General features: G+C 71.2%; 8 protein-coding genes. 3 read left to right on the top strand and 5 right to left on the bottom strand.

The window, feature by feature from the left end; genetic code table 11:
- Positions 1-205 precede the first annotated feature (205 nt).
- Both ACKUB9_RS09260 and ACKUB9_RS09265 read left to right on the top strand, forming a co-directional pair.
- Entirely contained in the window at positions 206-3487 is a 3282-nt protein-coding gene (locus ACKUB9_RS09260; protein ID WP_407521014.1) for an efflux RND transporter permease subunit, read from the top strand.
- Positions 3484-4983 carry an efflux transporter outer membrane subunit gene (locus ACKUB9_RS09265; protein WP_407521016.1) on the top strand — a complete coding sequence of 500 codons (1500 nt, stop codon included), beginning with the start codon at positions 3484-3486 and terminating at the stop codon, positions 4981-4983. Before ACKUB9_RS09260 ends, ACKUB9_RS09265 begins: the two co-directional genes overlap by 4 nt.
- Positions 4984-5121: 138 nt before the next feature.
- Here ACKUB9_RS09265 and ACKUB9_RS09270 read toward each other — a convergent pair whose 3' ends face one another.
- The 5 genes from ACKUB9_RS09270 to ACKUB9_RS09290 form a co-directional block, all read right to left on the bottom strand.
- Positions 5122-5874 carry a proteasome-type protease gene (locus ACKUB9_RS09270; RefSeq protein ID WP_407521018.1) on the bottom strand — a complete coding sequence of 251 codons (753 nt, stop codon included), beginning with the start codon at positions 5872-5874 and terminating at the stop codon, positions 5122-5124.
- Positions 5875-5989: 115 nt separating this feature from the next.
- Positions 5990-6136 carry a hypothetical protein gene (locus ACKUB9_RS09275; RefSeq protein WP_407521020.1) on the bottom strand — a complete coding sequence of 49 codons (147 nt, stop codon included), beginning with the start codon at positions 6134-6136 and terminating at the stop codon, positions 5990-5992.
- A 145-nt stretch (positions 6137-6281) separates the two neighbouring features.
- Positions 6282-7121, bottom strand: coding sequence for a transglutaminase family protein (locus ACKUB9_RS09280; RefSeq protein WP_407521022.1), 840 nt, complete (start codon positions 7119-7121; stop codon positions 6282-6284).
- 76 nt (positions 7122-7197) lie between these two features.
- Entirely contained in the window at positions 7198-8142 is a 945-nt protein-coding gene (locus ACKUB9_RS09285) for an alpha-E domain-containing protein (protein ID WP_407521024.1), read from the bottom strand.
- A 57-nt stretch (positions 8143-8199) separates the two neighbouring features.
- Entirely contained in the window at positions 8200-9639 is a 1440-nt protein-coding gene (locus ACKUB9_RS09290; protein ID WP_407521026.1) for a circularly permuted type 2 ATP-grasp protein, read from the bottom strand.
- A gap of 233 nt (positions 9640-9872) precedes the next feature.
- Here ACKUB9_RS09290 and glgX point away from each other — a divergent pair, with 233 nt between their 5' ends.
- Entirely contained in the window at positions 9873-11981 is a 2109-nt protein-coding gene (gene glgX, locus ACKUB9_RS09295) for a glycogen debranching protein GlgX (RefSeq protein WP_407521028.1), read from the top strand.
- The last annotated feature ends 106 nt before the right edge of the window (positions 11982-12087 follow it).

Consider the following 12087-nt stretch of genomic DNA (forward strand, 5'->3'; position numbering starts at 1 on the left):
CTTCTCCCGCACGGGAGAAGGGTTCCCCGCGCTTCGTGCTTGAACCTGAAGCGTTCCGCTCCCCTCACCACCCTCAGCACCTCACTGCGGCCCCACCTGGACCCTCATCCCTGCCCTTCTCCCGCCCGGGAGAAGGGTTCCCCGCGCCATGGTTCGGGGCGCACCGGCTCGCTCGGGCGAGCGGTCGACCTGCGGGTGAGGTTCCATGAACCTCTCCGCCCCCTTCATCCTGCGCCCCGTCGCGACCACGCTGCTCACCCTCGGCGTGCTGCTGGCCGGCCTGTTCGCCTTCGTGCGGCTGCCGGTGGCGCCGCTGCCGCAGGTCGACTTCCCGACCATCCTCGTCCAGGCGCAGATGGCGGGCGCGAGCCCCGAGACGATGGCCGCGACGGTGGCCGCCCCCCTGGAGCGGCGCCTCGGCCAGATCGCCGACGTCGACCAGATGACCTCCACGAGCTCCACCGGCCAGACCCGGATCGTGCTGGTCTTCGGCCTCAACCGCGACATCAACGGCGCGGCCCGCGACGTCCAGGCGGCCATCAACGCCGCGCGCGCCGACCTGCCGGCGGCGCTGCGCCAAAACCCGACCTACCGCAAGTTCAACCCGGCCGACGCGCCGATCCTGATCATCGGCCTCACCTCGAAGACGCTGAGTCCCGGCGCCCTCTACGACAGCGCCGCCACCGTGCTGCAGCAAAAACTCTCGCAGCTCGAAGGCATCGGCAACGTCGAGGCGAGCGGCTCGTCGCTGCCGGCCGTGCGGGTCGAACTCGAACCCGGCGCGCTCTTCCACTACGGCATCGGGCTCGAAGGCATCCGCGCCGCCATCGCGGGGGCCAACGCGAACTCGCCCAAGGGGGCGATCGAGACCGACGCGCGGCGCTACCAGCTCTACGCCAACGACCAGGGCCGGGTGGCGGCCGATTACCGCGACATCGTGGTGGCCTACCGCAACGGCGCGGCGGTGCGGCTGCGCGACGTCGGCAAGGTGGTCGACGGGGTCGAGGACCGGCGCAACCTCGGCCTCGTCAATGGCCAGCCGGGCGTGCTGCTCATCGTCTACAAGCAGCCGGGCGGCAACGTGGTCGAGACGGTCGACCGCCTCAAGGCGGCGCTGCCGCAGATCAAGGCGGCGCTGCCGGGCGACATCGACCTCGTGGTCACGGGCGACCGCAGCCTCACCATCCGGGCCTCGCTGGCGGAGGCCGAGCGCACGCTGCTGATCTCGGTCGGCCTCGTGATCCTGGTGGTCTTCGTCTTCCTGCGCTCGGCCCGCGCGACGCTGATCCCGGCCGTGGCGGTGCCGATCTCGCTCGTGGGCACCTTCGCGGCGATGTATCTGTGCGACTACAGCCTCGACAACATCTCGCTGATGGCGCTCATCATCGCGGCGGGCTTCGTGGTCGACGACGCCATCGTGGTCCTGGAGAACATCCAGCGCCACATCGAGGACGGCAAGCCGCGGCTGGAGGCGGCGCTGCTCGGCGCCCGGGAGGTCGGCTTCACGGTGCTGTCGATGAGCCTGTCGCTCGTCGCGGTCTTTCTGCCGATCCTGCTCATGGGCGGCATCGTCGGGCGCTTCTTCCGGGAATTCGCCGTGGTGCTGTCGCTGGCGATCCTGATCTCGCTCGTCCTGTCGCTCACCACCACGCCGATGATGTGCGCGCGCCTCCTCGCGCCGGAGCCGCACGGGCGGCGCCCGAACATCCTGGCGCGCGGCCTGGAGGCCGGCTTTGACGGCATCCTGGCCTTCTACCGCCGCACCCTCGCCTGGGCGCTGCGCCACGGGGCCGTGGTGATGCTGGTGCTGTTCGCCACGGTCGGGCTCAACGTCTACCTCTACGTGATCGTGCCCAAGGGCTTCTTCCCGCAGCAGGATGCCGGCCAGATGATCGGCGGCGTCCAGGCGGACCAGCGCATCTCCTTCCAGGCGATGAGCGCCAAGCTGAAGGAGGCGACCGAGATCGTCCGGGCCGACCCGGCGGTGGAGAGCGTGGTGGGCTTCACGGGCGGGCGCGGCACCAACTCGGCGAACGTCTTCGTCAGCCTCAAGCCGCTGGGCCAGCGCGACCCGATCACCGCCGTGATGGCGCGCCTGCGCCCGAAGCTCGCCGGCATCCCGGGGGCGCGGCTCTACCTGTTCGCGCGCCAGGACTTCGCCGTCGGCGGGCGCCAGAGTTTCTCGCAGTACCAGTACACACTGCAGGGCGACACCGCCGAGGAGCTCTACACCTGGGCGCCGAAGCTCGTGGAGGCGATGCAGAAGGACCAGACCTTCGCGGACGTCACCTCCGACCAGCAGCAGGGCGGGCTGGAGAGCCGCCTCGTGATCGACCGGCCGACCGCCTACCGGTACGGGCTCACCCCGGACCTGATCGACAACACCCTCTACGACGCGTTCGGCCAGCGGGCCGTCTCGACCATCTACAACGCGCTCAACCAGTACCGCGTGGTGATGGAGATCGCGCCGCGCTACCTCGGCAACCCCGAGACCCTCAAGCAGATCTACGTCTCGACCTCGGGCGCGCGGGCGCGCGGCTCGGCCTCCACCAACGCGGTCGCCGGCACGGTGGCGGGCGCGCAGGCGGCCCAGGCCGACCCGGCCGCCGCCGCGACCGCCATCGCCACCGATTCGGCCCGCAACGCCTCCACCAACGCCATCGCGGGGCGGGCGGGGGCCTCCTCGGCGGCGGCGGTGAGCAGCGCCAAGGAGACGATGGTGCCGCTCTCGGCCTTCTCGCGCTTCGAGACCGGCACCGCCCCGGTGCAGGTGAGCCACCAGGGCCTGTTCGTCGCCACCACCGTCTCGTTCAACCTGCCCCCCGGCAAGACCCTGGGCGACGCCACGGCGGCGATCGAGCGGCTCATGCGCGACCTGCGCATGCCGGCCACCATCCACGGCGAGTTCGGCGGCATCGCCAAGACCTTCCAGGCCTCGTCCTCGCGCCAGCCGCTCCTGATCCTGGCCGCGCTGCTGGCCGTCTACGCGGTGCTCGGCATCCTGTACGAGAGCTACGTCCACCCGGTGACGATCCTCTCGACGCTGCCGTCGGCGGGCATCGGCGCCGTGCTCGCCCTGATGCTGGCCGGGGAGGAATTCGGCGTCATCGCGATGATCGGCATCTTCCTGCTCATCGGCATCGTGAAGAAGAACGCCATCATGATGATCGACTTCGCGCTCGACGCGCAGCGCAGCCGGGGCCTCTCCCCCCGCGAGGCGATCACCGAGGCCTGCCTCTTGCGCTTCCGCCCGATCCTGATGACAACGCTCGCGGCGCTGCTCGGGGCTCTGCCGCTGATTCTCGACGGCGGCGAGGGGTCGGAGCTGCGCCGTCCGCTCGGCATCGCCATCGTGGGCGGCCTCACCGTGAGCCAAGTGCTGACCCTCTACACCACCCCCGTCGTCTACCTCGTGCTGGACCGCCTGCGCCTGCGGCTGCGCCGCCGCCGGTCCGGCGGGGCCGTGCCGCTGCCGGCGGGCGAATGAGGGAGGCCCGCGTGCGGTGGGTCCGCCTCGGCGCGGCCGGGCTGGTGCCGGTGTGGCTCGCCGGCTGCCTCGTCGGCCCCGACTACTCGCGGCCCTCGGTCGAGACGCCGCTCGCCTTCAAGGAGGGCGGCGCGCCCGCCACCGCGATGCCGGGGCGGAACTGGCGACCGGCGCGGCCCCGCGACGAGGCCGACCGCGGCGACTGGTGGCGCGTCTTCCGCGATCCCGGCCTCGACCGGCTGATCCGCCTCGTGGACGTCGACAACCAGAACCTGCGCGCGGCGGTGGCGGCCTACCGGCAGGCCCGCGCCCTGGTGCAGGAATCCCGCGCCCAGCTCTTCCCCACGGTGATCGGCGCGCCGAGCATCAGCCGCTCGCGCAACCTCGGGGTCGAGCGCACGACGCTCACGCTGCAGGGCTCGGCGACCTGGGAGCTCGACCTGTTCGGCCGCATCCGCCGCGGCATCGAGAGCGACGTCGCCGCCGCCCAGGCGAGCGCGGCCGACCTCGCGGCGGTGCGTCTCGCCAACCAGGCCGAACTCGCCAGCGCCTATTTCCAGCTCCGCTTCCAGGATTCGCTCCAGCGCCTGCTCGACCAGACGGTGCAGGCCTACCAGCGCTCGCTCGCCATCACGGAAAATCAGTACAATGCGGGCGTCGCCGCCCGCTCGGACGTGATCACGGCGCAGACCCAGCTCCAGACCACGCAGGCCCAGGCCATCGCGGTGGGGCTCCAGCGCGCCACCCTGGAGCACGCCATCGCGACCCTGATCGGGCGTCCGCCCGCCGAGCTCTCGCTGCCGCGCGCGAGCCTCAGCCCCCGCCCGCCCGCCGTGCCGGTGAGCCTGCCCTCCGACCTCTTGGAGCGGCGCCCCGACATCGCCCAGGCCGAGCGCGCCGTGCAGGCGCAGAGCGAGCAGATCGGCGTCGCGGTGGCGGCCTTCTACCCCACGGTCACGCTCTCAGCGAACGGCGGCATCACGGGCGATCCGGCGCGCAATTTTTTCTCGGCCGCCAACACCTTCTGGTCGGTGGCGGCGAACGGCAGCCAGGCGCTCTTTGACGGCGGCGCCCGCGCGGCGGTGCTGCAGGCGGCGCGCGCAGGCTACGACGCCAACGTCGCCACCTACCGGCAGACGGTGCTGACCGCCTTCCAAGAGGTGGAGAACGGGCTCTCGGGACAGCGCATCCTCGCCCGCCAGGCCGGCGCGCAGGATCTCGCCGTGCAATCCGCCCGCCGCGCGGTCGAGATCGCGCTGAACGAGTACCGCGCCGGCACCCAGAACTACACCACGGTGGTCACCGCCCAGGCGCTCGCGCTCAACAACGAGGTCTCGGCGCTGCAGATCCTGCTCAACCGCTTCACCAACGCGGTCTCGCTGATCCGCGCCATCGGCGGCGGCTGGGACGTGCGCTCGCTGCCGAGCGGGGACGAACTGAAGCAGTTCCGCCCCCTGCCGATCGACACCGGGCAGGCGCTGCGCACGGACGAGTAGCGTCCTTCGCGACCGGTCATGGACAGGCGCGGGGACGCCTTCTGTGCGGGAGAGGGGATCCCGCGTGTCACCCCCTGCCGTCTTGGATCGGTCGGACGTCACGCTCCAAGGCGCCACGAGGAGACCCGATCTCGCGCGTCAGGCCGAGTCCGGCGGACCGTAGGGCGGGCGCGGGATCGCCCGGTGGGCGGCGCGCAGGGCCGCCGACCAGCGCTCGCGCAGGTCGTGGAAGTAGGGCTCGCCCGCCTCGATCCGGTGCACCACCTCGGTGTGGCAGGTGCCGCGGCGGACCACCACGAGGTCGATCGGCAGGCCGACGCCGAGATTCGAGCGCATGGTCGAATCGATCGAGATCAGCCCGACCTTGAGCGCGTCGTAGATCTCGGTCCGGAAGGTCACGGCGCGATCAAGGATCGGCTTGCCGTACTTGTGCTCGCCGATCTGCAGGAAGGGCGCGTCCTGGGTGCAGGCGATGAAGTTGCCGGCCGAGTAGATCATGTAGAGGCGCATCGGCCCGTCGCCGATCTGGCCGCCGAACAGGAACGACACCTCGAAGCGCAGCTGCGCCGCCTCGAACCCCTCGCGCTCGATCGCCCGCACGCGGCGGATCGCCCGGCCGATGAGCTGGGCGGCCCGGAACATGGTCGGCGCCTCGTAGAGGGTTTCGAGGGCGCCCGTCTCGGGGTTCTCGACGCCCTCCGACAGCATGCTCACGACGGATTGCGTCACCGACAGGTTGCCCGCGGAGGCGAGCGCCATCACGCGCTCGCCGGGCACCGCGAACAGGTGCAGCTTGCGGAAGGTCGAGATGTCGTCGAGACCCGCGTTGGTGCGGGTGTCGGCGATCATGACGAGGCCGTCCTCGACTAGGATCCCGACGCAGTAGGTCATCGCGTGGCGCTCCCCTCGGGTCCCTCGCCGGACGACGCGTCCGCTTACCCTGGCGCAACTGGTGGGGCCGGTCCAGACGAAAGCGCGGCAGGCCGGCGCGGACCCGCCGTCCGGCTCAGCGATCGAGGCCGAGGAAGCGCAGCGCGCGTTCCACGAACCGGCGGCCCGACGTCTCGACCGAATCGGCGAAGACCGCGCCCGCGATGACGGAGGCCGTCATGGTGAGCAGGTGGGCGAACGAGAAGTCGAACGGGATGGCCATGGTCGTGCGGGGGTTCGGTCCGGAGCGCGATGCGCACGAAGAGTCGGGGCGCGTCCCTGTCCTTGACGTTAACCCGACGCGTCATCAAGGGCGGCCGGATCGATTTGGCGGGGCCGTCGCATTCACGCCACGGCGCGGGCCGGCCTCAGGTCTGCGACTGGGCCTGCGCCTGCGCGCGCACGTCGTCGACCGTCACCCGCACCCGCATGGTCTCGGTGCCCCCGCCGATCCGGCTGCCGCGCACAGGCGCGGCGTCGAGGTAGTCGAGGCCGACCGCGACCCGCAGGTGCGCCGCGGTGGCCGAGATGCCGAAGCAGGGATCGAAGCCGACCCAGCCGAGATCGGGCACCAGCCCCTCGACCCAGGCGTGCCCGGCCTCCTGCGCGGAGGCGCCCTCGCGGTAAAAATAGCCCGAGACGTAGCGCACCGGGATCTCCACGTGCCGGGCGGCGGCGATGAAGATGTGGGCGAGGTCCTGGCCGACGCCCTCGCGCAGCGCGAAGGCCTGCGCGGCGGTGCTGTGCGCGTCCGTGGGACCGCCGGGGGAGAAGTGCACCTCGCGGTGGATCGCGTCCACGAGCCGGTGCAGGCGCTCCAGCACGTCGGCGGCGGTCCCGCCCGTCACCTCGTCCGCGAAGCTGCGGATCGCCTCGTCGGCGACGGCGAAGCGCGACTCGCGCAGGTAGAACGGATCGGGCAGGCGCTCGACCGCGCCCCGCACCACCCCGTGCGTGTCGCTGGTCTCGACCTCGCCGGTCACCCGGACCACCAGCGCCTCCTCCGGGCCGTCGGCGCTGAACACGTGCACGACGTTGCCGAACCCGTCCTCCCGGCGGGCGAGGCGCCCGTCGACGGTCGGCTCGATGCGCCAGGAGCGCACGTGCTGGCCGTCATGGTCGCGCGGCGTCAGGCGCAGCATCTGGATCAGGCCGCGGGCCGGCGACTCGTACTGGTAGGCCGTCTCGTGAACGACGCGGATGCGCATGGGATTCCGTGAGGAAGGAGCGGGGAGGAGGCGTCGTCGGCAGATGCGCCGTCAGGCCCGCGCGGGGGCGCTGCGGTCAGACGAGGTACTGCTCGGCGATCGCCCCTCCCAGGCGGTTGTTGTCCTGGATGAAGCCCTGGATGAACTCGTGCAGGCCGCCCGCGAACACCGCCTCCACGGAGGTGCTGTCGAGGCGGCTCAGCATGTTGCTGGCCAGCCGCTGGCTCGGCCCGCGGCGCCCGTAGGCGTCGGCGATCAGGTCGAGATGGCGCACCAGCATCTCGTAGCAGTTGGTGAGCGAGCGCGGCATCTGGCGGTTGAGGATCAGCAGGTCGGCCACCAGCCAGGGCTTGATGCTCTCGCGGTAGACCCAGTGATAGGCTGTGAGCGCCGAGACCTCGCGCAGGATCGTGGTCCACTGGAAGTAGTCGAGGCTGCCGCCCACCCGCTCCGTCTCGGGCAGCAGCACGTGGTACTTCACGTCGAGGATGCGGGCGGTGTTGTCGGCCCGCTCGATCGCGATGCCGAGCCGGGTGAACCAGTAGGCGTCGTTGCGCAGCATGGTGCGGTAGGCCGAGCCGTCGAAGGCCAGCGACACCCCCTTCACCCAGTCGAGGAAGCGGGCGAATTCCTCGCGCGTGAAATCGCGGCCCTCGTAGGAGCGCAGGGTCAGCCACGCCTCGTTGATCGCCTCCCACATCTCGACCGTGAGCGCGGTGCGCACGCTGCGGGCGTTCTCGCGGGCGGTCTGCAGGCAGCTGCGGATCGAGGAGGGATTGTGCGGGCTGAAGGCGAGGAAGTCCCGCACCGTGTGCTCGTTGACGCTGTCGTAGAGCGGCCGAAACAGCTCGGCGCTGCCCGCCGAGGCGAGCGCCGATTCCCACTCGTTGGTCTCCCCGCCGCCGTAGCTGGCCGGCAGGGCGGTGAGGCGCAAAGCCGCGTCGAGGATGCGGGCGATGAAATCCGCCCGCTCGGTGTAGCGCGAGAGCCAGTAGAGGTTGTCGGCGGTCCGGGAGAGCATGCTGACGCGACTTCGAACGGAGGGCGGGGCAGGGCGGGACGTGCGGCGGTCGGCGCGTCAGGCGTCGAGCACCCAGGTGTCCTTGGTGCCGCCGCCCTGGCTCGAATTCACCACGAGGGAGCCCTCCTTGAGGGCGACCCGCGTGAGGCCCCCCGGCACGATCCGGATCTCGTCGGCGCCCGAGAGCACGAAGGGCCGCAGGTCCACGTGGCGCGGGGCGACGCCGGAGGCCACGAAGGTCGGGCAGGTGGAGAGCGCCAGCGTCGGCTGGGCGATGAACCCGTCCGGCGCGTGCCGCAGCTTGCGCCCGAATTCTTCGATCTCGCGCTTGGTGGCGTGCGGCCCCACCAGCATGCCGTAGCCGCCCGAGCCGTTGACCTCCTTGACCACGAGCTCGCCGAGATGGGCCAGCACGTAGGAAAGCGCGTCCTTCTCGCGGCAGCGCCAGGTCGGCACGTTGTGCAGGATCGGCTCCTCGCCGGTGAAGAAGCGCACGATCTCCGGCATGTAGCTGTAGACCGCCTTGTCGTCGGCAATGCCGGTGCCGACCGCGTTGGCCAGCGTCACGCTCCCGCTCTGGTAGGCGCTCATCAGGCCGGGCACGCCGAGCACCGAATCGGGCCGGAAGACCAGCGGATCGAGGAAGTCGTCGTCGATGCGCCGGTAGATCACGTCGACGCGCCGCGGCCCCTCGGTGGTCCGCATGTAGACGACGTCGTCCCGGGTGAAGAGGTCGGAGGCCTCCACCAGCTCGACGCCGAGCTTGTCGGCCAGGAAGGAGTGCTCGTAGAAGGCCGAGTTGAAGCGGCCGGGGGTGAGGAGCACCACCGTCGGGTCGCGGGCGGCGCTCATCGGCGCGAGGCTGCGCAGGGTGGCCAGCAGCGCGTCCGGGTAATCCTCCACCGGCGAGACCCGGTGCTTGCTGAAGAGTTCGGGGAAGAGGCGCAGCATCACCTCCCGGTTCTCCAGCATGTAGGAGACGCCGGACGGCGTGCGGGCGTTGTCCTCCAGCACGAAGAACTGGTCCTCGCCGGTGCGCACGATGTCGATGCCGGCGACGTGGACGTACTTGCCGTGCGGCACCTCGAAGTCCCGCATCTCCAGCCGGTAATGCGGGTTGCGGTAGACGAGATCGCCCGGGATCACCCCGGCCTTGATGCATTCCTGCGCGCCGTAGACGTCGGCCAGGAAGAGGTTCAGGGCCGTGACGCGCTGCTTGAGGCCGCGCTCCAGGAAACCCCATTCCGGCTTCGTCAGCACCCGCGGGATGATGTCGAACGGGATCAGCCGCTCGGTCGATTCGTTGTCGCCGTAGACCGCGAAGGTGATGCCGATGCGCCGGAAGAACAGTTCGGCTTGACTGCGCCGCGTGTTGAAATGTTCGACCGGCGTCGAGTCGAGCCAATGCTTCAGGGCCGCGTAGGCCCCGCGGATCTCGGCCTGATCCGTTCCGCTCTCCCGGATCCCGTTCATTTCATCGAACGCGCTGAGCGGCATGGGCGTCCCTCTTGTTGACCCGAAGCTAGACGCAAGACAGGGGCCAAGGCAAAGGAAATGCGTCAGCCCCGCTCCAGGTTCACGCCGCCTCTCCCTGCGTGAGTCGGGATGCTCCGGGGCGCGGGCGGGGGCTGCACAATCAACAGGCAATATCGGCACCATTCGACCGGCGCACCGGCCCGGCAGCCGCCGGAGGCTTGACCGGAGGCCGCTGCCGCCCCGATGAAGGCGGCATGATCGCCCTCGACGACGGCCTGCCGGCGCCGCTCGGCGCCCATTTCGACGGGCGCGGGGTGAACTTCGCGCTCTTCTCCTCCCACGCCACGGCGGTGGACCTCTGCCTGTTCGATCCGACCGGGCGCCACCAGACCGACGTGATCCGCCTGCCGCGGCGCACCGACGACGTCTGGCACGGCTACCTCGCCGGGATGCTGCCGGGGCGGCTCTACGGCTACCGGGTGCACGGCCCCTGGGAGCCGGCGAGCGGCCACCGCTTCAACCCGCACAAGCTCTCCCTCGATCCCTATGCGCGCGAACTCGCCGGGCGGGTGCGCTGGCACGATGCGGTCTATGCCTACCGGCGGGGGCTGCACCGGGCCGACCACATCGACCGGCGCGACAGCGCCGGGATGGTGCCCAAGGGCGTGGTGACGGCGCCCGATGCCAAACCCGGCGACGATCCGCCCCTGCGCCGCCCGGCCGTCGACAGCGTGATCTACGAGGCGCACGTCAAGGCGCTCACCCAGACGCATCCCGGCGTGCCGCTGCCCTGGCGCGGCAGCTACGCGGCGCTCGGCCACCCGGCGATCGTCGACCACCTCGTCTCGCTCGGCGTCACGGCCCTCGAACTCCTGCCGATCCAGGCCTTCGTGGACGACCGCTTCCTGGTCGAGCGGGGCCTGTCGAATTTCTGGGGCTACTCGCCCCTGAATTACTTCGCCCCCGAGCCGCGCTACCTCGGGCCGGCGGGCATCCCTGGCCTCAAGGCGGCCATCCGGCACCTGCACGCGGCCGGCATCGAGGTGCTGCTCGACGTCGTCTACAATCACACCTGCGAGGCGGATCACCTGGGGCCGAGCCTGTCGTTCCGCGGCATCGACAACGCCAGCTACTACAAGCTGAGGCCCGACGACCCTGGGCGCGACCTCGACTGCACGGGCTGCGGCAACACCCTCGACGTCGCCCATCCGCGGGTGATGCAGATGGTGCTCGATTCCCTGCGCCACTGGGTCGAGGCGTACGGGATCGACGGCTTCCGCTTCGACCTCGCGTCGAGCCTCGCGCGCAGCCCCCACGACTTCACGCCCCGCGCCGCCGTGCTGCAGGCGATGGCGCAGGACCCTCTCCTGTCGCGGGTCAAGCTGATCGCCGAGCCCTGGGACGTCGGCATGGGCGGCTACCAGCTCGGCGGCTTCCCGGTGGGCTGGAGCGACTGGAACGACCAGTTCCGCGACGCCGCCCGCGGCTTCTGGCGCGGCGACGACGGCACGCTGCCGCGCCTCACGCAGGGCCTCACCGGCTCGCGCGAGACCTTCTCGCCCTCCGGCCGCGGCCCGGGCGCCAGCGTCAACTTCATCACCTCGCACGACGGCTACACGCTCGCCGACGTGGTCGCCTACGAGCACAAGCACAACGAGGCGAACGGCGAGGAGAACCGCGACGGCCACGGCCACAACGTCTCGGCCAATTACGGCGTCGAGGGGCCGACCGACGATCCCGCGATCCTGGCCGTCCGGGCGCGCCAGAAGCGCAACATGCTGGCCACGATCGTGCTCGCGCAGGGCGTGCCGATGCTGCTGATGGGCGACGAGCGCTCGCGCAGCCAGCGCGGCAACAACAACGCCTACTGCCAGGACAACGCGATCTCCTGGGTGGATTGGGACGACGACGGGGGCGATCCGGCGCTCACCGCCTTCCTGCGCAACCTGCTGTCGCTCCGCCGCGACCACCGGGCGCTGCGCCGGCGCAAGTTCCTCACCGGCGAGAAGGTGACGGGCGCGGGCCTCAAGGACGTGCACTGGCTCTCGCCCTGCGGGGCCGAGATGGACGACGCCGCCTGGGCGGACGGCGCCCGGCGCGCCTTCGGCATGCAGGTCGGCAACGACGCGCCCGACGGCAAGCGCCTGCTGCTGCTGGCCAACGCCGCTCCCGAGCCGGTGGCCTTCCAGCTGGCGCGGGTGGTCGGCGGGCCCTGGACGCCGCTCTTCGACACCACCGCCCCGGACGGCCGTCCCCGGGAGCGCGAGATCCTGCGCGCCGGCGGCACCGTGGCGCTGCCGGGCCGCAGCCTGTTCGTCTACGGGCGCCCATTGGCGCGGCCGGCGCGCAGCCAGGGCGCGTGATCGCGCCCCGGGCGGCGGGGATCAGGTTGCCTTCGACGGGTTGCCGTGGGGAAGCGCTGCCTTAGGTGGCGCTGCGAGCGGGGGCGGGCACGGAACCGGCGAAAGC

Origin of the sequence: Methylobacterium oryzisoli (assembly GCF_046557895.1) — a bacterium.
GTDB classification, from domain to species: Bacteria; Pseudomonadota; Alphaproteobacteria; order Rhizobiales; family Beijerinckiaceae; genus Methylobacterium; species Methylobacterium oryzisoli.

Bases quoted from the DNA above. Each gene is read 5' to 3' on its own strand.
- ACKUB9_RS09260 (WP_407521014.1), top strand. From the start codon at position 206: ATGAACCTCTCCGCCCCCTTCATCCTGCGCCCCGTCGCGACCACGCTG.
- ACKUB9_RS09265 (WP_407521016.1), top strand. From the start codon at position 3,484: ATGAGGGAGGCCCGCGTGCGGTGGGTCCGCCTCGGCGCGGCCGGGCTG.
- ACKUB9_RS09270 (WP_407521018.1), bottom strand. From the start codon at position 5,874: ATGACCTACTGCGTCGGGATCCTAGTCGAGGACGGCCTCGTCATGATC.
- ACKUB9_RS09275 (WP_407521020.1), bottom strand. From the start codon at position 6,136: ATGGCCATCCCGTTCGACTTCTCGTTCGCCCACCTGCTCACCATGACG.
- ACKUB9_RS09280 (WP_407521022.1), bottom strand. From the start codon at position 7,121: ATGCGCATCCGCGTCGTTCACGAGACGGCCTACCAGTACGAGTCGCCG.
- ACKUB9_RS09285 (WP_407521024.1), bottom strand. From the start codon at position 8,142: ATGCTCTCCCGGACCGCCGACAACCTCTACTGGCTCTCGCGCTACACC.
- ACKUB9_RS09290 (WP_407521026.1), bottom strand. From the start codon at position 9,639: ATGCCGCTCAGCGCGTTCGATGAAATGAACGGGATCCGGGAGAGCGGA.
- glgX (WP_407521028.1), top strand. From the start codon at position 9,873: ATGATCGCCCTCGACGACGGCCTGCCGGCGCCGCTCGGCGCCCATTTC.